This window comes from Luteimonas qiangzhengi (assembly GCF_039548515.1).
In the GTDB taxonomy this organism is placed as follows: domain Bacteria; phylum Pseudomonadota; class Gammaproteobacteria; order Xanthomonadales; family Xanthomonadaceae; genus Luteimonas.
The window spans coordinates 1-25,446 of record NZ_JBCLVE010000008.1 but is presented as its reverse complement, the minus strand read 5'-3'; the positions used below and the strand labels follow the sequence as shown (position 1 = coordinate 25,446).

At 66.6% G+C, this 25,446-nt stretch carries 15 protein-coding genes and 1 tRNA gene; 14 read left to right on the top strand and 2 right to left on the bottom strand.

The window, feature by feature from the left end; genetic code table 11:
• Positions 1–16 precede the first annotated feature (16 nt).
• Positions 17–92 (top strand) — tRNA-Lys (locus WCE59_RS06825).
• Positions 93–201: 109 nt separating this feature from the next.
• The gene (locus WCE59_RS06820; protein WP_343257991.1) at positions 202–903 is read left to right on the top strand and encodes a response regulator transcription factor; all 702 of its coding nucleotides are present in this window, start codon (positions 202–204) and stop codon (positions 901–903) included.
• On the opposite strand, the gene WCE59_RS06815 is transcribed toward WCE59_RS06820, so the two are convergent.
• Positions 885–2,288 carry a sensor histidine kinase gene (locus WCE59_RS06815; RefSeq protein WP_343257990.1) on the bottom strand — a complete coding sequence of 468 codons (1,404 nt, stop codon included), beginning with the start codon at positions 2,286–2,288 and terminating at the stop codon, positions 885–887. The two genes, WCE59_RS06820 and WCE59_RS06815, sit on opposite strands and share 19 nt — an antisense overlap.
• Before the next feature lie 359 nt (positions 2,289–2,647).
• On the opposite strand from WCE59_RS06815, the gene WCE59_RS06810 reads away from it, so the two are divergent.
• On the top strand, positions 2,648–10,705 hold the full coding sequence (locus tag WCE59_RS06810) for an ESPR-type extended signal peptide-containing protein (protein WP_343257989.1): 8,058 nt from the start codon (positions 2,648–2,650) through the stop codon (positions 10,703–10,705).
• 74 nt (positions 10,706–10,779) lie between these two features.
• Positions 10,780–11,625 (top strand): OmpA family protein, encoded by an 846-nt coding sequence (locus WCE59_RS06805; protein WP_343257988.1) that lies wholly within the window; start codon positions 10,780–10,782, stop codon positions 11,623–11,625.
• 46 nt (positions 11,626–11,671) lie between these two features.
• On the opposite strand, the gene WCE59_RS06800 is transcribed toward WCE59_RS06805, so the two are convergent.
• Positions 11,672–12,157, bottom strand: coding sequence for an AraC family transcriptional regulator (locus WCE59_RS06800; RefSeq protein WP_343257987.1), 486 nt, complete (start codon positions 12,155–12,157; stop codon positions 11,672–11,674).
• Positions 12,158–12,433: 276 nt separating this feature from the next.
• Here WCE59_RS06800 and tssB point away from each other — a divergent pair, with 276 nt between their 5' ends.
• The 10 genes from tssB to WCE59_RS06750 form a co-directional block, all read left to right on the top strand.
• A complete protein-coding gene (gene tssB / locus WCE59_RS06795) occupies positions 12,434–12,937 on the top strand; it encodes a type VI secretion system contractile sheath small subunit (RefSeq protein WP_343257986.1) in 504 nt (167 codons plus the stop codon).
• A 5-nt stretch (positions 12,938–12,942) separates the two neighbouring features.
• Positions 12,943–14,439 (top strand): type VI secretion system contractile sheath large subunit, encoded by a 1,497-nt coding sequence (gene tssC, locus WCE59_RS06790; protein WP_343257985.1) that lies wholly within the window; start codon positions 12,943–12,945, stop codon positions 14,437–14,439.
• A gap of 49 nt (positions 14,440–14,488) precedes the next feature.
• Entirely contained in the window at positions 14,489–14,989 is a 501-nt protein-coding gene (locus WCE59_RS06785; RefSeq protein WP_343257984.1) for an Hcp family type VI secretion system effector, read from the top strand.
• A gap of 9 nt (positions 14,990–14,998) precedes the next feature.
• Positions 14,999–15,832 carry a type VI secretion system accessory protein TagJ gene (locus WCE59_RS06780; protein WP_343257983.1) on the top strand — a complete coding sequence of 278 codons (834 nt, stop codon included), beginning with the start codon at positions 14,999–15,001 and terminating at the stop codon, positions 15,830–15,832.
• A 10-nt stretch (positions 15,833–15,842) separates the two neighbouring features.
• On the top strand, positions 15,843–16,346 hold the full coding sequence (gene tssE, locus WCE59_RS06775) for a type VI secretion system baseplate subunit TssE (RefSeq protein WP_343257982.1): 504 nt from the start codon (positions 15,843–15,845) through the stop codon (positions 16,344–16,346).
• 6 nt (positions 16,347–16,352) lie between these two features.
• Complete coding sequence (gene tssF / locus WCE59_RS06770) at positions 16,353–18,236, top strand: type VI secretion system baseplate subunit TssF (protein ID WP_343257981.1); 1,884 nt, start codon at positions 16,353–16,355, stop codon at positions 18,234–18,236.
• Positions 18,200–19,297 carry a type VI secretion system baseplate subunit TssG gene (tssG, locus tag WCE59_RS06765; RefSeq protein WP_343257980.1) on the top strand — a complete coding sequence of 366 codons (1,098 nt, stop codon included), beginning with the start codon at positions 18,200–18,202 and terminating at the stop codon, positions 19,295–19,297. The genes tssF and tssG overlap by 37 nt, the downstream gene beginning before the upstream one ends.
• Entirely contained in the window at positions 19,290–22,040 is a 2,751-nt protein-coding gene (gene tssH / locus WCE59_RS06760) for a type VI secretion system ATPase TssH (RefSeq protein WP_343257979.1), read from the top strand. The genes tssG and tssH overlap by 8 nt, the downstream gene beginning before the upstream one ends.
• A 105-nt stretch (positions 22,041–22,145) precedes the next feature.
• The gene (locus WCE59_RS06755) at positions 22,146–23,672 is read left to right on the top strand and encodes a hypothetical protein (protein ID WP_343257978.1); all 1,527 of its coding nucleotides are present in this window, start codon (positions 22,146–22,148) and stop codon (positions 23,670–23,672) included.
• Positions 23,673–23,877: 205 nt separating this feature from the next.
• Positions 23,878–25,446 (top strand): serine/threonine protein kinase (locus WCE59_RS06750; RefSeq protein ID WP_343257977.1); only part of this gene is annotated, 1,569 nt, incomplete at its 3' end.

The window sequence follows — 25,446 nt, the reverse complement described above, 5'->3', positions numbered from 1 at the left end:
GGCGCTTACACCCCTCGGGTCGTTAGCTCAGTCGGTAGAGCATCGGACTTTTAATCCGCTGGTCGCTGGTTCGAATCCAGCACGACCCACCATTTTCGCGGCCTCCGCACGCTGGCTGGTTGGCCCGCCGCCCAGCATCTTCCGGGCCGGTCTACGACCAAAGTACAAGGCTTTGGGCGCAGCAGGATCATGGAGTCTTGAATGCTGGCAGAGGACCGTCCGGCCCCGGTACAACTGGCGGTGGTGGAGGACGATATCGAGTTCCGGGAGCAGATCCTGCTGCCGATCCTGTTGCGCGCCGGCTTCGCGGTGACCGGCATGGGCAGCGCGCTGGAGCTTTATCGCGACCTGCTTTCCTCCGCGTACGACCTGGTGTTGCTGGATCTCGGCCTTCCGGACGAGGACGGCCTGAGCATCGCCCGGCGCCTGCGCGAACAGTCGCCGTCGCTGGGCATCGTGATGCTGAGCGGGGCGGTGGGCGAACACTGGCGCCAGCGTGCGCTGGAGGCCGGCGTGGATGCCTGGCTGGCCAAGCCGGCGGACATGGACGAGGTGGTGGCGACCCTGCGCAACCTGGCCGGACGGGTTGCGCGCGAACGCTCCGCCGGCGGCGGGAGCGGATGGAAGTTGGCGGCCGGCGGCTGGCTCCTTGTCTGCCCGGAGGGCGCCGGGCTGGACCTGGGCATGGCCGAGCGCGAGGTGCTGGCGTTGCTGGCGGACAACCCGGGCGCGCCGGTGTCGCGCGAGGCGCTGATCGCGCGGCTTTCCGGTCCCGCCGAGGATTTCGACCCGCACCGGCTGGAGATGCTGGTCTACCGGCTGCGGCGCAAGTGCCGCCAGGAGCTCGGCCAGGAGCTTCCGCTCAAGGCGGTGCGCGGCGTGGGCTACATGCTGGCCTGGTAGCGCGGTGGCCGTGCATCCTGCCGGCTGTCTTCCACGGCCAGCGGCAGCTCGATGCAGATCCGGGCGCCCGACCCCTCCGCGCTTTCCACGTGGACCCGGCCGCCAAAGGCGGTCACCAGGTTGTTTACGATCGCAAGCCCCAGCCCGGTGCCCTGGCCCGGGGGCTTGGTGGTGAAGAACGGTTCGAACATCCGCTCCTGCACTTCGGGCGGAATGCCGGGGCCTTGGTCGTGCAGCGTGACCCGGACGGCGGCCGGGTCGGCGGCCGTCTCGAGTTCAAGACCCACCTGTCCGCCCGCCGGCATGGCCTGGGCCGCATTCGTGGCCAGGTTGAGCAGGACCAGGCCGAACTGGACGCGATCGAACACCACTGGCGACGGCGCGGAAGCCTGCCGTACGTCCAGGGCGATGCGCGGCCCCAGCGCCTGGCGCAGCATCGGCAGCATCTCCTCCAACGCCTGGCCCGCGTCGAAGCGTTCGGCGCGGGTGGCGTCGTAGCGGCTGAAGCTGAGCAGCCCGTGGGTGAGGGCGCTGGCACGCTTTGCGGCCGACTCCATGCCGCTGACCGCTTCGCGCAGTTCAGACCCGTCCGCGGCGATCTTCGCCCGCTGGGCGTAGCCCAGGATCAAGCCCAACAGGTGGTTGAAGTCGTGCGCCACTCCGCTGGCCATGTGACCGACGGTCTCGATCTTTTGCGCGTGCAGCAGCTGCTCCTGGGCGCGCTCGCGGGCAACGATCTCCGCTTCCAGGCGGCGGTTGGCAGCCTCCAGCTCCTGTCCGCGCGCAACGGCGTCCGACAGGCTGTCGCGCAGCGAGCGCGTGCTCCGGTCTACCACCACCGCAATCACCAGGAACATCGTTGAGCGGATCACCGCATCGCCAAGCAGGTGCGACAGCGGCTCGCCCAGAGTCCTGGCTTCGCTGACCGCCCCCATGGTCAGCGAGGCCGCCAGCACCGCATACACCGTCCACAGCGCCCAGCGGCCGATCATCATCCCGGCCACGAACAGCCACAGCACCTGGAGCGGCAGTTCGTGCACGTGCGCGGATATCCCCCGGCTGGCATAGGTCAGCAGCAGCGTCGCGGCGACCACGGCCAGCATCTGCCGGATCGCCCACTGGAAATGGCCTCGGCGCACCAGCGCGAAGCAGAACAGGGCCATTGCCGAGAGGATCAGGCCCGTAGCCAGGCCCATGGTTTCACCCGGCCGCCAGGCGATGTCCGTGCCGAGGATGCGGTACAGCCAGAGCAAGGGCACCGGGATGCCGATGAGCAGCAGCACCAGTTGCAGCATCGGCGCATTGCGGCGGTCGACCGCGTCGGCGACCGGAACGTGCTGCAGCCAATGCTTGGCGCGATGCCAGGGGTTTGAGGTTGCGCTCATAGGGATGGACGTGGTCGCGATTGAGCCAGTGTGCCGCAAGCCCCGCACAGCCGCAGAGGCTTCCTCACCGGTAGTGAGTTTTGGCGGGTATTGGTGGATGAATCCAACATTGCCCGTGACTAACATCACGCTTTGTTGGTGAGGCCAATCCGCAAAGCAGCGTTACTTTTCGCTGCCGCTGCGAGGTCCGCAACAGGGTCGAAGCTCCCGGGGCCGGGAGCGGGGGAACCACCTGAGTTACCCGTCGGACGCACTTTTGCGCCGCAGCCAGCGGCTGCCTGTGTCAGCACTTTCCGCGCGTCCGTCGCGCCGTACGTCATCCATTTCCACCTGCGAACATCCCAAGGAGTCCGCTGCATATGAACAAGATCTACAGCAAGGTTTGGAACAAGGAATTGGGCCAGCTCGTTGTGGCCTCGGAGTTTGCCCGGAGCGACAGCACCGGCGTGGTCCAGGGAGCTGGCGCCGCAACCTTGTTGCGCAGGTCGCTGCTGGCCGCGGTTATCGCGCCGATGCTGGCGATGGCCGGGCTTGGATCGACGGCGCTTGCTCAGGACGCAAGCTGGACCCCGACCGACGGTGACACGATCACCTTCGAAAGCGGCGACAACATCAACGTCGACCTGACCGGGCCGGACAATGACGCCACCCTGGCGATCACGCTCGACCCCGACCTCCTCGTGGACACCGTCACCGCCAGCACAGTCACCACCGGCAGCACGGTGATGGACGGCAGCGGCGTGGCGGTAGGCGCCAACGTCATGCTTGGCACGGCCGGCCTGACGATCACTGGCGGCCCCAGCGTCACCCTGGCAGGGATCGATGCCGGCAATAAGGTGATCACCAGCGTCGCCAGTGGTACCGCCAATGAGCACGCGGTCAACTTCGGCCAGCTCGACCAGGTCAGTGGCGCAGTGGGCACGGCCCAAGCTGCCGCTGACACTGCCCAGACGACAGCTGCCGGCGCGCAGGCAGCTGCGGACCAGAACGCCGGCCTCATCGGCGATAACACGTCCGCTATTGATACGAATCGTGCGGACATCGCGACCAACAGGGCCGATATTGCGACCAACGCGGCCAGCATCAGCGCCAACACCGCCGAGATTGATGCTGTCAGGACCACCGCCAGCGCCGGCTGGAACATCAGTGCCGAAGGCGGTACCGCAGCGAACGTGGCTTCCGGCGGAACGGTGGATCTCAGCGGTGACGGCAATATCGAAGTCTCGCGGACGGGTACGAACCTGGTCTTCAGCCTGGCCGATGACATCGAGGTGGGGAGCATCACTGCAGGCAGCGCTGCGCTCGGCAGCAGCGGCCTGACGATTGATGGTGGTCCCAGTGTGACCTCCGCAGGCATCGACGCCGGCGGCCTTGCGATCACCAACCTCGCTCCCGGCCAAGTTGCCGAAGGCAGCACGGAAGCGATCACCGGCGGTCAGGTCTACAACTACTTCATCGAGGAAGGTGCGTCCGGCGTGCGGTACTTCCGTGCGCGTTCCGCACAGCCCGACTCCAATGCCCTTGGCGCCGAGTCCATCGCCATCGGCCCCAACACCGTAGCCGAGGGCGACAGCAGCTTCGCCGCCGGTGACGGCGCCGCCACCACCGAAGCCGCCGAGGGCGCCATCGCCCTGGGGCAGGGCGCGACGGCAGGCACCGGAGACGCGGTGGACGGTGACGGCAGCGGCTCCATTGCCATCGGCCGCGACAGCCAGGCAGCGGGCAACAGCACCGTGGCGCTGGGCGACGGCGCCAGCGTCGATTCCGAGTATGTGGAAAACGCCACCGCCGTGGGCGCGGGCGCGAGCGTGAGCGGGAACTTCGGCACCGGCGGTACGGCCGTTGGCGCCAGCGCCCACGCCAGCGCCGAAAACGCGACTGCGCTGGGAACCGATGCCCAAGCCTCCGGCGACGGAAGCATCGCCATTGGCCAGGCCAATGCAGCTGCCGGCAATGCGATTGCCGCCGGCACGGGCGCCTATGTGGGCACCGGCAACAGCATTGCCTTGGGGACCGACGCCGGAGTCGGCACCGACGGCATCCCGGGGGGCGATCGTACCGATCACATCGCCATCGGTACTGCCGCCGGCCAGAATGTGGAGGGCAACCAGAGCACAGCTATTGGATACGGGGCGGGCCAAGGCGTGATTGGCGACGGCAACGTCGCGCTCGGCGTCGAGGCTGGCCGCGGTCTCGTGGGCAACAACAACATTTCCATTGGCGTCAACGCGAATGATGGTGCAGGGGCGAGGGCGCAGGCCGTGGCGATTGGCGATGCGACTGAGGCCGGCTCCGACTCGGTGGCCCTCGGCAGCGGAGCCAGGGCCCTGGGCAGCGAAACGCTGGCGCTCGGCAAGGATTCCGTTGCCGGAGTCAACGGCGTTGCATTGGGTGCCCATACGGAAGCGGAGGGCAGCAACATTGCGCTGGGCCGTAATTCGGCTGCGCGGGAGTCTGACCTGATCGGCACCGGCTACCTGACCGGCGAGGCCGTGCCTGGCAGCGCGGTCTCCGTGGGCAACTCGAACCCCGGTGAGGCTTTCCAGCGCCGTATCACCAATGTGTCTGATGGTGCCCAACGTTACGACGCGGTCAATGTGGGCCAGTTGCAGGGCGCACAGCGTTCGGTTGCAACTCTCGTTGGTGGTGGCGTCACCCTCAACGCTGACGGTACCTACAGCCCCATCGTCGTTGACCTTGCAGCAGGAGGTACCGCCAGCTTCGCCACCATCGTCGAGGCGATTGGCGCGGTCACCAGTGGCGAGGTCGACATTCTTCCGGTCGATGCAGTGCGCTACAACACGGACGGCGGTATCAGCAACGTTGCGGCCGGCATCCTTGGGACCGACGCGGTCAACGTCGAGCAACTCAACGAGGCGGTCGCGGAAAACGGCGTGAAGTACTTCAGCGCCAATACCACTGTCGATGCCAACAGGGGGAATGAGGGCGCCACCGCCGCCGACGCCATGGCCATTGGCCCGGCAGCCGTTGCCAGCGGTACGTCGTCCCTGGCGATCGGGCATGCGGCCCGCGTCAACGCGGGTGCGGACAATGGCGTGGCCATTGGCCGCGATGTCAGCGCCCGCGCCGAGAACGCCACCGTGCTCGGCAACCGCAGCCACAGCTACGGCGCAGGCGGTGTGGCCATTGGCCAAGAGGCCGTAAGCCGCGGCCAGAACTCCATCGTCATGGGCACCGGCGCGGAAGCCGATCCAAAATCCGGCCAGACGGTGGACAACGCCATCGTCATCGGTACGGTTGCCGAGGCAACTGCGGATGACGGCATCGCCATCGGCCAGAGCGCGCTGGCGTCCGAGGACCGGGCCGTGGCCCAGGGCTACGACGCGCACGCCATGGCCACCGACTCACAGGCCTTCGGCACCCGCGCACGCACTACCGGCGTGAACTCTCAGGCCAGCGGCACTGACGCCCACGCCAGCGGAACCAACGCGATCGCCACCGGCACAAACTCGCGCGGGTACGCCACCGACGGTATCGCCATGGGCACAGGCGCGATCTCCGGTTTCGTTGTCAACGTTCCGGGAGATGACGCGCGCAATCACGGCAGCATCGCTATTGGTGACACCTCAAGGGCCGATGACCTGAATGCGATGGCCCTCGGTGTCGAGGCCCAGGCCCGTGCCGAATCTGCAACCGCGATCGGTGATTCCGCCGTTGCCACCGAAGATGCCGAAGACGGCCTGGCAGTTGGCTCCAGCGCCCGCGTTACTGCGCAGAACGCTTCTGCATTTGGCCGCGGCGCAGAAGCTGTCGCCCAGGATGCGCTGGCCGTCGGCTCCGGTGCCCGTGCTTCCGGGCAGAACGCTTCTGCGGTTGGCCGCGGAGCGGAAGCTTCGGCTGAGAACGCCTCCGCGTTCGGCCAGGGTGCGCGGGCCATGCACCGGAACTCGGTCGCGCTGGGCAGCGGAGCGGAGACCGCAGCGGCGGTTGGGACCGCCAGTTACACCGTAGACAAGAACACCTACGACTTCGCCGGCATCGCTCCGGTGGCTACCGTCAGCGTGGGCGTCCCGGGACAGGAGCGCACCATCACCAACGTGGCTGCGGGCCGTATCAGTGCCCAGAGCACCGATGCTATCAATGGCAGCCAGCTCTACGGCACCAATCAGGCCGTGGATGCGTTGGCCGATGACCTGGATACCGCAGGCCAGAGCGTTGCGGCGGCCCTGGGTGGAACGTCGAGCTATAACCCGGAAACGCACACCGTCACGGCAGGTCTGGCCGTACGGGGCAACAACTACACCAATGTCCAGGACGCGCTGACCTATGTCGGCCAGGGCTGGAACGTCAGTGCAGAAGGTGGCGCCAGTGCAAACGTTGCACCGGGCGGCTCGGTCGACTTCAGCAACACCGACGAAAATATTGTCATCGCACGTGACGGCACAGATCTGACGTTCGACCTGGCCGACGATCTGGAAATCGGCAACAGCATCACCTTCGTGGATGGCGACACCGTCATCGATGGCGACAGCATCGTTACCAACAACCTGACGGTCGGCGGCGATACCCAGCTCGGCGACAACTTCACGGTCAACGAAGGTGGCGTGTACTACGACGGTGACATCACCGAAGGCAACCACATCGTCAACAAGACCTACGTAGACGGTGAGATCGATACCCTTGCCGATACCCCGCTGACGTTCGCCGGCGATGCCGGTACGGATGTGGAGCGCCGGCTGGGCCAGACGGTGAACCTGGTCGGTGGCGCGGACGAGTCCACGCTGACCGACGGCAACATCGGCGTGGTGGCCAATGGCGACGACACCCTGGAGATCAAGCTCAACAAGGACATCGACCTGGGTGAGGACGGCAGCCTGGCGATCGGGGACGCCGAGCTGAACAACGACGGGCTGGCGGTGAACGACGGCGCCGGCAACAGCACCGCCGTGGGCGCGGGCTCGATCGAGGTCACCGGCGACGGCTACACGACCACGATCGGCGGCACTGCGGTCTCGATTGGCGGCGACAACCCGATCCTGATCAGCGGCGACACCGGCACCATCGGTGGTCTGACGAACCAGACCGTCGACTATCCGGAGTTTGCCGACGGCACCGGCCGCGCCGCGACGGAAGAGCAGTTGGATCTGGTCAACCAGACCGCCACGGCGGGCTGGAACCTGAGCGGCTCGGGCGCGGGCGAAGTGAACATCGGTCCGAACGGTTCGGTCGACTTCCAGGGTGACCAGAACATCAGCGTTGCCCAGACCGGCGCCGACCAGGACGGCGTGATTGAGTTGACCCTCAACCGCGACCTGGACGTGGACAGCGTCACCGCCGGCGACACGGTGGTCGACGACACCGGCGTTGCAGTTGGCGACGACGTGCACCTGGGTGACACCGGCCTGGTCATCGGCGATGCCGATGGTCCGCGGTTCACCAACGACGGCATCAGCGCGGGTGGCCAGGTGATCACCAACGTGGCCCCGGGCGTGGACGGCACCGACGCGGTGAACGTGGACCAGCTCACCGGGCTGGCCAACACCCCGCTGACGTTTGCCGGCGACGCCGGCACGGACGTGGATCGCCTGCTGGGCGAGACGGTGAATCTCGTGGGCGGTGCGACCGATGAGGCCGCGCTGACCGACGGCAACATCGGCGTGGTGGCCAATGGCGACGACACCCTGGAGATCAAGCTCAACAAGGACATCGACCTGGGTGAGGACGGCAGCCTGGCGATCGGGGACGCTGAGCTGGACAACGACGGGCTGGCGGTGAACGACGGCGCCGGCAACAGCACCGCCGTGGGCGCGGGCTCGATCGAGGTCACCGGCGACGGCTACACGACCACGATCGGCGGCACTGCGGTCTCGATTGGCGGTGACAACCCGATCCTGATCAGTGGCGACACCGGCACGATCGGCGGCCTGACCAACCTCACCTTCGACCCGGACAACATCGTGAGCGGCCAGGCCGCCACCGAAGACCAGCTTGGGAACGTCTACGAGGTGGCCAACGCGGGCTGGGATGTCAGTGCACAGGGCGCAAACGCCACCAACGTGGGCGTCAACAGCCCGACCGGCAACACGGTTGACCTGAACAATGCCGACGGCAACATCGTGGTCACCAAGGCCGACGACAGCAACGACGTCACGTTCGACCTGTCCGATGAGCTGGAAATCGGTACCAGCATCACAGTTGGCGACACCTTCATCGACGGTGACAGCATCACCACCACCAACCTCACAGTCGACGGCGTCACTCAGCTGGGTGACCACTTCACGGTCAATGATAACGGCGTGTACTACGAGGGCCCGATCACCGAGGGTGACCACATCGTCAACAAGACGTACGTGGACGGCGCGGTGGACGATCTGGCCAATACCCCGCTGACGTTTGCTGGCGATGCCGGAACGGACGTGGAGCGCAGGCTGGGCGAGACGGTAAACCTGGTGGGCGGTGCGGCGGATGAGGCAGCGTTGACCGAGGGCAACATCGGCGTGGTTGCCGACGGCACCGATACCCTGGAGATCAAGCTCAACAAGGACATCGACCTGGGCGCGGACGGCAGTGTCGCGATTGGCAACACCGGGCTTGATACCGATGGCCTGACCGTGACCGGCGGCGGTGCCAGCACCAGTATTGGTGCGGGTGTGGTGACGGTTGCCGGCGCGACCAACACGATCGTGATCGACGGCAACGCCGGCACGATCGGTGGGCTGACCAACACCACCTTCGACCCTGACAGCTACACCAGCGGACAGGCGGCTACCGAGGACCAGCTCAAGCAGGTCAGCGATGTGGCCAATGCCGGCTGGAACGTGTCGGTCGAGGGAGAGGGTGCGGTGGCCGACAACAACGTCGGCCCCGGCGGCACGGTCGACTTCAGCAACACCGATGGCAACATCGAGATCGGCCGCGATGGCACCGACCTGGTGTTCGACCTGGCTGACGACATCACGGTCGACAGCGTCACCGCAGGCGACACCTTCATCGACACCACCGGCGTGGCGATCGGTACCGACGTGCATCTGGGCAATACCGGCCTGGTAATCAATGGCGGGCCGAGCGTGACCGTTACCGGCATCAACGCCGGGAACATGGTCATCACCAACGTCGCCCCGGGCGAGATCAGCGCCACCAGCACGGACGCCATCAACGGCAGCCAGCTGCACGGGATGGGCGATTCGATCGTGAACGTGATCGGCGGCAACGCCGAGCTCAATCCGGACGGCACCATCACCACCAGCGATATCGGTGGGACCGGGCACGACAACATCGACGATGCGATCCGCGCGGCCAACGACGCGGCCAACGCCGGCTGGACGGCGACCGATGCGGACGGCAACGCCGCCAACATCGGCCCGAACGGCTCGGTGGCCTTCACCGGTGACGGCAACATCAGCGTTGCCCAGACCGGCGAGGACAACAACGGCCAGGTGGAAATCACCCTCAACCGCGACCTCGATGTGGACAGCATCACTGCCGGCAACACCGTCATCGATACCGACGGCGTGCAGGTGGGCGATAACGTGCACCTGGGCGATACCGGCCTGGTGATCGAAGGCGGCCCGAGCGTGACCACCGACGGCATCGACGCCGGCGGCAGCACGCTCACCAACGTGGCGGCCGGCGTGAATGACACCGATGCCGTCAACGTCGGCCAGCTCAACCAGGTGGCGGGTGACGTGAACGACCTGGGTGACCGCATGGACGTGGTGGAAGGTGACGTGGCGGACCTGCAGGCCGGTGCCACCGGTCCGTTCCAGGTCAGCCAGGAAGCCCCGCTGGTGCCGCCGACCCCGACCGGAGCCAACTCGGCTGCGGGCGGCAGCGGCGCCGATGCCAGCGGCGACAATGCCACCGCGCTGGGCAACCAGGCCGTGGCCAGCGGTGAAAACAGCACCGCGGTTGGTCAGGGTGCCCAGGCCACGCACGACAACTCGGTGGCTCTGGGCCAGGGTTCGGCGACCACCGTTGGCGCCCAGTCGGGTTACGACGCGGCGTACGTGGGCAGCAGCGACTCGGCAGGCGAGGTCAACGTGGGCAACCGCACCATCACCGGCGTAGCGCCGGGCGTGGCCGGTAACGACGCGGTCAACGTCAATCAGCTCAACGCCGGCGTCAACCATGCTGTCGTCACTGCCAATGACTACACCGACCAGCGCATCAACCAGGTGCAGGGCGATGTGTGGAACCTGCACGGGCGCGTTGACGACCTGGAGAAGAGCATCAACTCGGGCGTAGCGACCGCGATGGCCATGCGCCAGGCGCCGTACGTGGCCGGGGCGACGACGTACTTCGCCGGTTTTGGTGCCTACAAGGACCAGGGCGCACTGGGCGTAAGCATGCGTCGCACCGCCGACAACGGCCGCTGGAGCCTGGAAGGCGGTTTCTCCGCCAACCGTGACGGCGCCGGTGGTTACATCGGCGTGAGCGGCGTGATCGGCAGCAAGTGACCAGGCGCCGCCGCCCCCGGCCAGGCCAGGGGCGGCGGCCACCCGCAGGATTCGAATCTAGAGGAATGACATACATGTCACACAGGAACATGATCTGCCGGTCGCTGGCCCTTGCCTTGCTGCCGCTGTGCGCCGCTGCGTTGCACGCAACGGACCTGGTGGTCCCCGCCGGGGCCGATGTGCCCATCCAGGGCGTGGTGGGTGGAACCGAATTTCCGGATATGGACCGCGCCTGGCTGCGCGGCGGTGATTTCGTCAACGTCGACAACCTGCGCCAGATCGGGCGCGGGATGAGCAAGAACCAGATCCGGTCGCTGCTGGGCAATCCCCACTTCAGTGAGGGTATTGGCGGCGTGTCGCGCTGGAACTACGTATTCAACTTCCGCACTGGCGTGGACACCCACGTGACCTGCCAGTACCAGCTGAACTTCGAGCGCGAAGACCGTCGCTACCTGGTGGACACCATCCACTGGGATGGCCCGGCCTGCCTGGACGTGCTCAACGCCCAGCCCGAGCCCGAGGTGGCACCGGTGCCGGTCCCGGTCGTGCATACGCTTTCGGCGGATGCGCTGTTCCACTTCGATCGTTCCGGGGTGCAGGACATGCTGCCGCAAGGACGCAGTGAAGTAGCGGAGTTGGCCGCGAGCCTGCGCTCGGATGCCACCGTGCGCCTGACCGTGGTGGGCCATGCTGACCGTCTGGGCAACCCGGACTACAACCAGGGTCTGTCCGAGCGTCGTGCCGAAACAGTCAAGCAGCTGCTGGTACAGGAAGGCATTCCGGCGTCCAGCGTCACCGCCTATGGCCGCGGCTCGACGCAGCCGGTGACCAGCTGTGATGCAGGCCTCTCGCGCAACCAGCTGATCGACTGTCTGCGACCGGATCGTCGGGTGGAGATCGAGGTCAGCCACCAGCGCTGATTGATCGACGTTGCCCCCGCCTTGGCGGGGGCAACGTTTCCGGTCATTACGCCTTCGCGCTCCGGGTGGCAAAGGCGGAATAGGGTGAAGGCTTGCAGGCCTTCTCGTATGGTGATGCGACCTGTGCCGCCTTGCAGCGCTCGCGCCATTCCGAAGGCGAGATGCCGAACTCGGCCTGGAACGCGCGCTGGAACTGGCGTTCGGATCCGAACCCGACTTCGTACAGCAGCCAGGTGATGGCCAGTTCCGGATGCCGGCGTAGGTGCTGGCGCGCCGCGACCAGGCGTTGCCGACGGATGAAGCGCGCCACCCCGTCGATTTCGCTGAACATGCGGTAGAGCGTCGCCCGGGACACGCAGAACTCCGACTGCAGGCGGTCCACACCAAGATCCGGGTCGTCCAGGTGTTCCTCGATATAGGACACCACTTCCATCAATCGCGCGTCGCTGCCCTCCGAGGCGGGCTGCCGGCAGGGTGCGTGGCTGGATCCCGGCTTCCAGTTCCGGACCACGTCGCTGAAGCACTGTTGCATCACTTGTCTCCCAAAATGATCAGGAGAGGTTCTCGGGCTTTTTGCGCCCGCCAGAATTTCTGGGCCTCTCAAGAAACAAGTCCGTAAATCGGACACGGATCCCCTCATCGGATCCGTGAATCTGTGTGCTGACCGTTCTTTTGTCTGTCCTGCGACCGCCCGGGCGGCCCTGCGATGGGCCGTTGCCCAGCCAAAGCTGAGACGAAACGTCGGGTTGGCCGCTCCGGCCGCTCCTAGACTCGCCCTTCATCGCCGCCACGTGGGGAGGGCCAACGCATGTCAAGCAGCCAGAAGTTCATCGCGCGCAATCGGGCGCCGCGGGTGCAGATCGAGTACGACGTCGAGCTTTACGGCGCGCAGAAGAAAGTCCAGATCCCGTTCGTGATGGGCGTGATGTCGGACCTGTCCGGCGCCAACGCTGGCGACCTTCCCCCGGTGGAGGAACGCAAGGCGCTGGAGATCGACGTCGACAACTTCGACGGACGGCTGCAGTCGATGAAGCCGCGCGCCGCCTTCCAGGTGCCCAACACGCTCACCGGCGAGGGCGACCTCAGCGTGGATGTCACCTTCGAAAGCATGGACGACTTCTCGCCGGCGGCCATCGCTCGCAAGGTCGAGCCGCTGGCCAGGTTGCTGGAAGCGCGCACCCAGCTGGCGAACCTGGATACCTACATGGACGGCAAGGCCGGCGCGGAGAAGCTGGTCGCGCAGGCGATCCGCGATCCCGCGCTGCTGCAGGCCCTGGTGTCCGCGCCCAAGTCCGACGGCGACGAGGAGTAAGCGAGATGGTGACCGAGAAACTGGCCGAAACAGGTACGGCGGAAGCCCAGGAGCTGGATCCGGGTGAATTCGCCTCGTTGCTGCAGAAAGAGTTCAAGCCCAAGGGCGATCGAGCGCGCGATGAAGTCCAAGCCGCGGTCCGCACCCTTGCCGAGCAGGTGCTTAGCCGCGCCGACGTGGTGTCCGAGGACGTGGCGGAAACGATCAAGGCCTACATCGCCGAGATCGACCGCAAGCTGAGCGAACAGATCAACCACATCCTCCACCACCCGGAGATGCAGAAGCTCGAAGGCGCCTGGCGCGGGCTGCACTACCTGGTCAACAACACCGAGACCGACCAGCAGCTCAAGCTGCGGGTGTTCAACATTTCCAAGAAGGACCTGGGCAAGGTGCTCAAGCGCTACAAGGGCATCGCCTGGGACCAGAGCCCGATCTTCAAGAAAGTCTACGAGGAAGAATACGGCCAGCTTGGCGGCGAGCCTTACGGCTGCCTGGTGGGCGACTACGAGTTCGACCACAGCCCTCCGGACGTGGAAATGCTGCGCGGGATTGCCCAGGTTTCGGCGGCTTCGCACGCACCGTTCATCGCCTCCTCTGGCGCCAGTCTGATGGGCATGGACAGCTGGAACGAGCTCTCCAATCCGCGGGACCTGGCCAAGATCTTCTCTACCCCGGACTACGCCGGCTGGCGTTCGCTGCGAGAGTCGGACGATTCCAAATACGTGGCGTTGGCGATGCCGCGCACGCTGTCGCGACTGCCATACGGGGCCAAGACCGACCCGGTGGAGGAGTTTGATTTCGAGGAGGACACGGCCGGCGCCGATTCGTCGAAGTACACCTGGCAGAACGCGGCCTACGCCATGGCGGTCAACATCAACCGTTCGTTCAAGGAGTACGGCTGGTGTTCGCGGATCCGCGGTATCGAATCGGGCGGCGCCGTGCAGGGCTTGCATGCCCATACCTTCCCGACCGACGACGGCGGCGTGGACATGAAGTGCCCGACCGAGGTGGCGATCACCGACCGCCGCTCCGCCGAGCTCGACAAGATGGGCCTGATGCCGCTGGTGCACCGCAAGAATTCCGACATGGCGGCCTTCATCAGCGCCCAGTCGTTGCACCGGTCGGAGGAGTTCGACGACCCGGAGGCCACGGCCAACGCCGCGCTCGGCGCGCGCCTGCCGTACATGTTTGCCTGCAGCCGGTTTGCGCATTACCTCAAGTGCATCGTGCGCGACAAGATCGGTTCCTTCAGCAGCCGTGAGCAGGTCCAGAGTTGGCTCAACGATTGGGTCCTGAACTACGTGGATGGCGATCCGGCCAATTCCAGCGAGGAAACCAAGGCGCGCAAGCCGCTGGCGGCGGCAGAGGTCGTGGTGGAAGAAGTTGAAGGTGCCCCCGGGTACTACAGCTCCAAGTTCTATCTCAAGCCGCATTACCAGCTGGAGGGGCTGACCGTGTCCCTGCGCCTGGTGTCACGGCTGCCGTCAGAGGCCAAGGTCTGATCGGTCCGGCTGATTCAGAAGATCAACTTAAAACAGAGGAAGGAACGTCATGGCGTTTGACATGCATATCAAGTTCGAGGGTGGGAAGGTCAAGATCGACGGCTCATCCGAGCACAGCAAGCACAAGGGTGAAATTCCGCTGCTGGCCTGGTCATGGGGCGTGTCCAACACGGGCGACCTGCACCATGCCAGCACTGGTGGCGGTGGCAAGGCGAACGTGCAGGACATCTCGTTCACCAAGTACATCGATGCGAGCTCGCACGCGCTGCTGCAGGCATGCAGCACTGGATCGCGTCTGGAGAAAGCCTGGTTGTATGTGACCAATGCCACCGGTGAGCAGACCGACTACCTGACGATCGAGTTGAGCAACGGGATCCTGGTCACTTCGGTGTCGACCGGTGGATCGGGTGGCGAGGACAGGCTGACGGAGAACATTACTCTGCACTTCGGCAAGTTCAAGTACGCCTTCCAGCCGCAGAAGCCCGATGGTGCCAAGGACGGGGCCACCAAGGACTTCACTTACGACATCCAGGCCACGGCGGCAGCCTGAGCCGGCGACATGTCGTTCCAGGTATCCGCCACCGGGGGAACACTGGCGCCGACGCCGGCCGAGGGCCTGCTCAGGGCAGGCCGGCTGGAAGAAGCGCTGGAAGCCCTTGCCACGCAGGTCCGCGGCAATCCCGCGGACGCTGCGCAGCGGGTGTTCCTGTTCCAGCTGCTGGCGGCTTCCGGGCAGTGGGAGCGGGCCGCCGCGCAGCTCGAAACGGCGGGGAAGCTGGACGCGTCCAACATGGTGCTGGTGGCCGGCTACCAGGCGCTTCTGGAAACTGAGCTCGACCGCCGGGAGGTGTTCGGCGGCGGGCAACTGCCCACCGTCATCGGTGAGCCGGAACCCTGGCTGGCCCTGCTGCTGCAGGCGCTGCGCCATTCCACGGCCGGTGAGCACGCGCAGGCTGCGGCGCTGCGCGGACAGGCCTTCGAGCAGGCGCCGGCGGTTGCCGGCAGCATCGACGGGGAGCGGTTCGAGTGGCTGGCCGATGCGGATCCGCGTTTTGGTCCGTGCCTGGAACTGGTGGTCAATGGCGGCTATGGCTGGGCACCGTTTACCCGTATCCGCGCGTTGCGCCTGGATCCGCCTGGCGCGCTGTGCGACACGCTGTGGGCGCCGGTGACGATCACCTGGACCAACGGCGGCGAGGTGCCCGGGTTCGTGCCGGTGCGCTATCCGGGCAGCGAACGCAGCGGCAACGGGGCGCTGCAGCTGGCGCGTGCCACCGAATGGTCGCAGGTGGACGGGGAGACCTTCCTCGGCCTGGGCCAGCGCATGTTCGCGACGGACGCCGGCGAGCATCCGCTGCTGGAGACGCGCGAGATCGTCTTCGACGGCGACTGAGGGCTGCGCCGTGGCCGAACTGACCCCACAGGAGCGGCTGCAGCCATCGCTGCTCGACCGGCTGGAGGACGATGAGCCGGGCCACCGGGAGGAAGGCCGCGACAAGCGCGTGATGGCAGCCGGGCGCCTGCGCGAGTGCGTGATCCGTGATCTGTCCTGGCTGCTCAACTGCACCCACGCCGAGGCGGACCGGCCGCTCGACGCCTTTCCGCACGTTGCGCGTTCGGTGCTCAACTACGGGATTCCCGACCTTGCCGGCGCGATGCTGGCCGACGTCGACGCGGGCCGCCTGGAGCAGCGGATCCGCGAAGCGGTGATGGCATTCGAGCCCCGGCTGACGGCGCACACGCTGCGCGTCACGGTGAGCGCCGACGGCCAGCGCATGGACCGCCGCGCGCTGGTGTTCGACATCGAGTCGGAGATGTGGGCCCAGCCGCTGCCGCTGAAGCTGTACCTGAAGACCGAGGTCGACCTGGAAACCGGCCGGCTGGACGTTTCGGAGGGCTACGGCTGAGCCGCCATGGACCCGCGATTGCTGCCCTACTACAACCGCGAGCTGCAGCACGTGCGCGAAATGGGCGCCGAGTTTGCCCGCGAGTATCCGAAGATAGCCGGCCGGCTGGGGCTGGAAGGCTTCGAGTGTGCCGATCCCTACGTGGAGCGGCTGCTGGAAGGCTTTGCGTTCATGGCCGCCCGGGTCCAGCTCAAGCTGGACGCGCAGTACCCGGTGTTCACCCAGCACCTGCTGGAGATGCTGTACCCGCACTACCTGCAGCCGGTGCCGTCGATGGCGGTGGTGCAGCTGCACCCGGACCTGACCGACGCCGGCCTGGCGGCCGGCCAGGCCGTGCCCCGGCACACCGCGCTGCGCAGCCTGCTGGGCGTTGATGAACGCACCGCGTGCGAGTACCGCACCGCGCATCCGGTGTCGCTGTGGCCGATCGAACTGGTGGAAGCCGGCTATTTCGAGACGCCGGCGGCGCTGGCGGCGGCTGGCATCGAGGCGCCCGCGGGCACCAGCGTGCGGGCCGGGCTGCGGCTGCGCTTCGAGGTCCGCGCCGGCGCGCAGGTGGATGCGCTGGCGATGGATTCTCTGCCGGTGTTCGTGGCCGGTGCGGACGAACTGCCCAAGCGGCTGTACGAGCAGATCCTGGGCGATTCGGAAGGCTACCTGGTGCGCGCGACCGGCAAGCAGGGCACGGTGAGCGGGTTCCGCGACGCGGGCCATATCCGGCCGCGCGGCTTCGATGACGAAGACGCACTGCTGCCCTACGACGGCCGCTCGTTCAGCGGCTATCGGCTGCTGCAGGAATACTTCGCCTGCCCCGAGCGCTTCCTGTTCGCCGAGTTCGCGGGAATGCGCGAGACCCTGCGGCGGGCCCAGGGCACCAGCTTCGAGATCGTGGTGCTGCTGCGGCGCAGCGTCACCGGCCTGGCGCGCACCGTCAGCGCCGACAATTTCCGCCTGTTCTGCACCCCGGCGATCAACCTGTTCCCGCGCCGAGCTGATCGCATCCACCTGCAGCAGGGCCAGGCCGAATACCACGTGCTGGCAGACCGCACCCGGCCGATGGACTTCGAGATCCACAGCATCAGCGACGTGGAAGGCTACGGCGATCGCCAGGAGCCGGAGCAACGATTCCTGCCGTTCTACGGCGGCGATGCGCGCACCTGGCATTCGCGCCAGGCGGCCTGCTACACGGTGCGCCGCGAGCCGCGGCTGCTGTCCGGCCGCCAGCGCCGCGAGGGCGCGCGGTCGAGCTATGTCGGCAGCGAGCTGTTCCTTTCACTGGTGGACGGGCAGGACAGGCCGCTGGCCACCGGGCTGCGCCAAGTCGGCATGCGCCTGCTGTGCACCAACCGCGACCTGCCGCTGCACATGCCGGTGGGCAAGTCGAAGACGGACTTCACCATCGATGCCGACCTGCCGGTGGCACAGGCGCGGTGCATCGTCGGTCCCACCCGACCGCGCGCGAGCACGGCCAACGGCGAGACCGCCTGGCGGCTGCTCAGCCACCTGCAGTTCGACTACCTGTCGCTGTTCGAGGATGGCGACCAGGACGGCGCGATGGCGCTGCGCGAAGTCCTGGGCCTGTACTGCGATCCGTTCGACGCCGCCGCGCAGCGCCAGATCGAAGGCATCAAGTCGATCGCCTCGCGCCCGATCGTGCGCCGGATCCCGGTCGACGGCCCGATCACCTACGGGCGCGGACTGGAGGTCGCCCTGACCTGTGACGACGGCGCCTTCGAAGGCACCGGCGCCTACCTGCTCGGCGCCGTGATGCAGCACTTCTTCGCCCGCTACGCCTCGGTCAATTCGTTTACCGAGACCGTCCTTCGCACCCTGGAACGCAACGAGGTGGCCCGATGGCCGACACGCCTGGGCACGCGGCGGATCCTGTAGCGCCGGCGCCTGCCGGTTTCGAGCAGGCGCTGCGCGAGCGGCCGGAAGCGTTCGAGCTGTTCCAGGCGCTGCGGCTGATCGAGCGCGCGCATCCGCAGCGCCCGCGGCTGGGGCGCTCGACCCGGCCAGTGGACGATCCGGTCCGGCTGCGGCACGTCCCTTCGCTGGCCTTTGCGCCGCGCAGCATCGAAGGCTACCGGCCCGCCGCAGAAGGCAAACCGGCGCGCCTGGACAGCGTGGTGATGGGGCTGTTCGGACCCAACGGTCCCTTGCCACTGCACCTGACCGAGTACGCCATCGACCGCCGCATCAACTCCAGGGACGACACCTTCAGCGCGTTCGCCGACATCTTCCACCACCGCATGCTGAGCCTGTTCTACCGCGCCTGGGCCGATGCGCAGCCGACGGTGCAGGCCGACCGCGCCGACGAGGACCGATTCGGCATGTACGTGGGTGCGTTGGTGGGACAGGACCGGTTCGGGGCGCCCGCGCCCGATGGCGTGCGCCACGGCGCCGCGCGCAGCCACGCCGGACGCCTGCTCTCGCCGGCGCGCAACGCCGAGGGGCTGTGCCGTCTGCTGGAGCAGGCGTTCGCGGTGCCGGTGCGGGTGGTCGAATTCGTGGCCGAGTGGATGCGCTTGCCGGATGAGGCACATCTGCACCTGGGAAAAGGCGGCGCCGCGACGCTCGGCCGCACCAGCGTGATGGGGGCCATGGTGCGCGGCTGCCAGCAGCGATTCCGCCTGCGCATTGGCCCACTCGACCGGGCAACCTTCCAGCGCCTGCTGCCCGGGGGCGAAACCCTGCGTGAGCTGACCGCGCTGGTGCGCACCTGGGTCGGCGACGAGAAGGCCTGGGACGTGCAGCTGGTGCTCGACGCCGACCAGGTCCCGACCACGCGGCTGGGCCAGGCCGGGCGCATGGGCCTGGATACCTGGATGGGGCAGCGCGCCTGGGACCTGGACGACGCCGAAGACGTGATCGTCAGCCCGGACCTGCGTCGCGGGACGACGACACACACCACAGCAACCCGTTCGATCAACGAGGACCATCATGGCTGAGATCAGTCGCAATGCCCTGTTCGGCAAGCTCAACCCCGTGGCCTATCGCGCCATCGAGGGCGCCACCGTGTTCTGCAAGCTGCGCGGCAATCCCTACGTGGAACTGGTGCACTGGATCCACCAGATCTTGCAGCTGCAGGATTCGGACCTGCACCGCATCGTGCGCCACTTCGAACTCAATCCGTCCAAGCTCGCCGCCGACGTGACCGATGCGCTGGACCGCCTGCCGCGCGGGGCCACCGCCATCTCGGACCTGTCCAGCACCCTGGAGGAAGCGGTGGAGCGAGGCTGGGTGTTCGCCACGCTGATGTTCGGCGAGGTGCAGGTGCGCACGGGCTACCTGGTGGTGGGCGCGCTGCGCACGCCGCACCTGCGCAATGCGCTGCGGGCGATCTCGGCCGAGTTCGGCAAGGTCAGGGCCGAGGCGCTGGGTGACGGCTTCGACGCCATCGTGGCCGGCTCGCCCGAGCAGGGCCAGTCCGCCAACGACGGCTTCCGCGTTGATGGCGGCGCCGGCGAGCCCGGCGAGGCCAGCGGCGCCATCGCCCCGGCGGCGATGGGCAAGCAGGAGGCGCTGAAGAAATTCACTACCGACCTCACCGCGCAGGCCCGTGACGGCACGCTGGATCCGATCGTCGGCCGCGACGACGAGATCCGGCAGGTGGTCGACATCCTGATGCGCCGGCGCCAGAACAACCCGATCCTGGTCGGCGAGGCCGGGGTGGGCAAGACCGCGGTGGTGGAAGGCTTCGCCCAGCGCATTGTGCGCGGCGACGTGCCGCCCGCGCTCAAGGACGTTGAGCTGCGCTCGCTGGACGTGGGCCTGCTGCAGGCCGGTGCCAGCATGAAGGGCGAGTTCGAGCAGCGCCTGCGCGCGGTGATCGACGAGGTCCAGGCCAGCCCGAAGCCGATCATCCTGTTCGTCGACGAGACCCACACCCTGGTCGGCGCCGGCGGCGCGGCCGGCACCGGCGACGCCGCCAACCTGCTCAAGCCTGCGCTCGCGCGCGGCGTGCTCCGGACCGTGGGTGCTACCACCTGGGCCGAGTACAAGAAGCACATCGAGAAGGACCCGGCCCTGACCCGGCGCTTCCAGACCGTGCTTGTCGACGAGCCGGACGAAGTGAAGGCCGTGCTGATGATGCGCGGCGTGGCCAGCACCATGGAAAAGCATCACCAGGTGCAGATCCTGGACGAGGCGCTGGAGGCGGCGGTCAAGCTCAGCCACCGCTACATTCCCGCGCGCCAGCTGCCGGACAAGTCGGTGAGCCTGCTCGACACCGCATGCGCGCGGGTGGCGGTGAGCCTGCACGCGACCCCGGCCGAGGTGGATGACAGCCTGCGCCGGATCGAATCACTGGAAACCGAACTGGCGATCATCGTCCGCGAACAGGCCATCGGCATTCCCGTGGTCGAGCGCGAGGCCGAATGCCGCGCCGCGCTGGTGGCCGAGCAGGAACGCCAGGCCGACCTGCAGCAGCGCTGGGAGTCGGAGAAGGCGCTGGTGGACGAATTGCTCGCGCTGCGCAGCAGCTTGCGCGGGGCCGGCGCGGCGATCGAAGGCACCGGCAGCGATCTGGAAGCGGCTGCCGAAGAGGAGGCGGCCATTGAGGCCGACGGCGTTGGAGACATGCCCGGCATGGATCCGGACGCGCGCGCGCAGCTGCTCGAGCGGCTGCAGCAGGTGCAGGTGGAGCTGGCCGACCTGCAGGGCGAGGATCCGCTGATCCTGCCCACCGTGGACTACCAGGCCGTGGCCTCGGTGGTGGCCGACTGGACCGGCATCCCGGTCGGCCGCATGGCCCGCAACGAGATCGACACCGTGCTGCGCCTGCCGGAGCTGCTTGGCCGGCGCGTAATCGGCCAGGACCACGCCATGGAAATGATCGCCAGGCGCATCCAGACCAGCCGCGCCGGCATCGACAATCCGTCCAAGCCAATCGGCGTGTTCATGCTCGCCGGCACCTCGGGCGTGGGCAAGACCGAGACCGCGCTGGCGCTGGCCGAGGCCCTGTACGGGGGTGAGCAGAACCTGGTGACCATCAACATGAGCGAGTACCAGGAGGCGCATACCGTGTCCTCGCTCAAGGGCGCGCCCCCGGGCTATGTCGGCTACGGCGAGGGCGGCGTGCTGACCGAGGCGGTGCGGCGCAAGCCGTACTCGGTGGTGCTGCTGGACGAGGTCGAAAAGGCCCACCCGGACGTGCACGAGCTGTTCTTCCAGGTCTTCGACAAGGGCGCGATGGAAGACGGTGAGGGCAGGAAGATCGACTTCCGCAACACCCTGATTCTGCTCACCACGAACGCCGGCACCGACGTGATCTCCAGCCTGTGCGCCGACCCCGAGCTGATGCCGGACCCGGAAGGCATGGGCAAGGCACTGCGCGACCCGCTGCTGAAGATCTTCCCGCCGGCGCTGCTGGGCAGGTTGGTGACGATTCCGTACTACCCGCTGAGCGACGAGATGCTGGGCAAGATCGTCGTACTACAGCTCGACCGGATCAAGAAGCGGGTGGAGGCCAGGTACAGGATTCCGTTCGAGTACGACGAAGACGTGGTGAAGCTGGTGGTCAGCCGTTGCACCGAAAGCGAATCGGGCGGGCGGATGATCGACGCGATCCTGACCAACACGATGCTGCCTGAGGTGAGCCGGGAGTTTCTTGAGGCGATGGTCGCGGGCAGGGAAGTGAATGGCGTGCATGTGTCGACTGGTGCGGGCCAATTCCAGTACGGATTCTCCTGAAAAATTGTCCGCTTCCAGCGGTTTTCTGCAGAGCAGGGGCAAAGAGGTCTGGCGATCCATGCTTCTGCCCCGCATCACGAACATATATGGACGGTACCCATCAAAATGACCAAGTGGCCCGAAATCAATTACAACGAATGGGAAAAGCAGACCCACCGGAGATTCGCGGGACGTAGTCCTCAGATGAAGAAGCTGGACGCGGCGATAAAGGCCTATACCATCGCCAAGTCCCAGTGGAGCCTGGATGCGATCAAGGAAGCATTCGAAGCCTGGAAAGATTCCAAGGGCGAAGGCGAGGCCTGGCGGAACAGCAGTCGCAACAAGAACATGGCGATTACCCGGTTGGACAATCAGCTCTCGGGGAAGGGCGATACCGACGTCGCCATTGGTGCCCAGGAGTTCATGGCACCGACGCTCGAAAACACCCGTCTGGGGGTTCTGTATCTTTTCGCCAACCTTGATTGTGACGAGAGCGTGTTCAAGATCGCGTTGGGTGGAGCCGTGGACGTGGCTACCGGCGCGCTGGATTTTTCGGGGGCGGGCACGGCCAAGGACGTGTTGGGAAAGCTCAAGACGCCGGCTTCGGTTCTTGCCGAGGACGCTGAAAGCAGGATCGTGACCCGGGAGAAACCGCGCGAAGTCATGTCCCACAAACTTGTGCAAGAGCCCGCTGCGCCGCCGCCCCTGACGGGCGCGCTGAGAGCCGCCTGGGAAATCATCAAGAAGGCAGTGCACGATTATGCGAAGAAGATCTGGGCAGCCATCTGCGAAGGAGTCGGTGGGTTGGGAGGCAAGCTGATGGCGACCATCGAGAATCCGGCCACGATAGAACTGTCCGCAAGTGCCATCCCCGGCATGCTGCGCAAGATCTGCGACGTACTCATCGCGCACTTTTTTACTTCGATCGCGCCGTTCGTAAGCGGAGCCCTGGATATCGCCAAGGGCGTTTCCAAGACCCTGAAAGCCGGCGCCGCCAAGTTCAGGGAGTGGTGGAGCGGGCGTAGCGTGGTCTTGATGAAGGCCCATCCCGCCACCATCGTCGAGGCAATCCGCAAGGCGATGTGGATGAGCGTGGGTGAAGGCATGTATGAAACCCTGAAAGGCACGGCAAAGCTCGCCATTGATGTTGCCGCTGCCGGCGCATCGGCGATCTTCAATCTCATTGTCACGATCTGCGAGGCAGTGGGGAAAGCGGCAATGCGCATTTATGAGATTGTGAAGATGCGTGGTTTTTTCCACGAGGCACGACAGCTCTGGACGGTTCGCGCGGAGGACAACGCGCTGCACAAGCAGCCGATTGCCTTCAATCAGTGGTTCAAGGGACACGTGCTAAGGGTTCCTGTCCTGGCGGTGCTTGCGTTGAACAGCGGGATTGTTGGCGACAAGATGCATTTCGTGCAGATGTTCAAGGATGACAATTCGGTCATCGGCCAGTCGCAGTTCGACCATGCATGTGCCTATGTCGATAGCCTCAAGCAGTGGGGCTCCGGATACTTGGAGAAAACGGGGTTTGCTTTCTCAAGCAAGGACCCGATGACCGCCAGTCTGCTGTCACTCGCCACCAGCCATGGCAGCCCATTGAGTACCGGGGGTAAGGTCTGGAACGTCGTTGACGCGTTCCTGGAAGGGTAGTTCCATTCTTTTTTCCGGATAATACCCGGGAGGAGTTCCGCCCGAATCCGGCTGCCGTGCAGGAGTGATCCCGGCGCTTTATGGCGCAGGCATCGGTGGTCCCTCGTTTATCGTTGAGCCGGTTGGACGGGGTGCGGTGGCTGCATGATCATCGGGGGAGTCAAAGGCGATGTGGAGCCCTGAGCGGTGGCAGAGGTTGAGGGGGTTGTTCGACAGCGCCATTGAGCTGCCTGCCGATGAGCAGGAAGCCTTCGCGCGTGCGAAGGCTTCGGATGATCCGGCGCTGTTGGAAGAACTGCTGTCGATGCTGGGCGCCCAGTCTGGTGCAACCCGGATGCTGGCCGCGCCGATGCGGTTGGCCGCCGAGGCGATGGCGCCCGGGGGCGCACCGGAGCTGCCCGCCGGCAAGCGGTTCGGGCCCTGGGCAACGCGCAGCCTGCTGGGTGCGGGTGGCATGGGCCAGGTGTACCTGGGCTGCCGGGCCGACGGTGCGTACGAGCGCGAGGTGGCGATCAAGCTGATGGGCGTCGGCGCGCTCGACCTGCGCCACCGGGTGTTGTTCGACCACGAATGCAGGGTGCTGGCGCGCATGGAGCATCCGGCCATTGCCCACATCCACGATGCCGGTGCCGACGGCGATGGCCGCCCGTACCTGGTGATGGAGTACATCCGCGGCGAGCCGATCGACCGCTGGTGCGACCACCACGCGTTGTCGATGCGGGCGCGCGTGGAACTGCTGGCCACTGTCTGCGAGGGCGTGCTGCACGCGCACCAGAAGGGCGTGATCCACCGCGACCTCAAGCCGTCGAACGTGCTGGTGAGCAGCGTGGACGGCGTGGCGACGCCGAAGATCATCGATTTCGGCATTGCCCTGCATGGATCCGGGCAGGGCGGGGTGACGGACAGCGGCGGGACGGTGGGCTATGCCAGCCCGGAACAGATGGGCGGCGGTGGGGACGTGGATGTCCGCACCGACGTCTACTCGCTGGGCGCGCTGCTCCACGTGCTGGCGTGCTCAAGCAAGCCGGAAACGGTCGAAGGTGAACTGTCGGCCGCGCCGTCCCGGGTCCTGCGCAGCCTGCCGCAGGCGGAGCGTGCGGCATCCGCGGCGGCGCGAGGCACGACCCCGCGTCGGCTGCTGGGTGAGCTGGAAGACGGGCTGGACGCCATCGTGGCCAAGGCGCTGCAGCCAGGTCGCGGTGAGCGCTACCCGTCGGTCAGCGTACTGCTGGAAGACCTGAAGCGCTGGCTGACGCACTATCCGCCGCGGGCAGGGGGGCGCCGGCGGCTGCTGGCCGCACGCAAGTTCTTGCGCAGGCATCGCCTGCCGGTGGCGGCGGGGGCCATGGTATCCGCCTGCGTGCTGGCCGGACTGCTCGCGTCGCTGTCAGCGCTTTCGGAGGCCCGCCGGCAGGAGCGGATCGCCAGCGAGCGGCAGTGGCAGTTGGGGCGGATCGCGGATTTCCAGCAGCAGATGCTGGAAAGCGTCGACATTGATGCGATGGGCCATGCGATGGTCGAAGCCAACGTGCAGGCGCTGGTGCGCGCGGGTGGCGATGAGCCAGATGCCACCGGTGGCGGAGATTTTTCCGGGGCGGCGGCCCGGATTCCGGCGTCGGATATCGCCCGCGACCTGCTGCACCGCTATGTCGTGTCGCATGCGTTGGACCGATTGCAGCAGGACTTCGCCGATGCGCCGATGCTGGCCGACGATCTGCGCCATTCGCTGGCACGCGTGCTCATCTCCATTGGCAGTTATCCGGGCGCGGCGAAG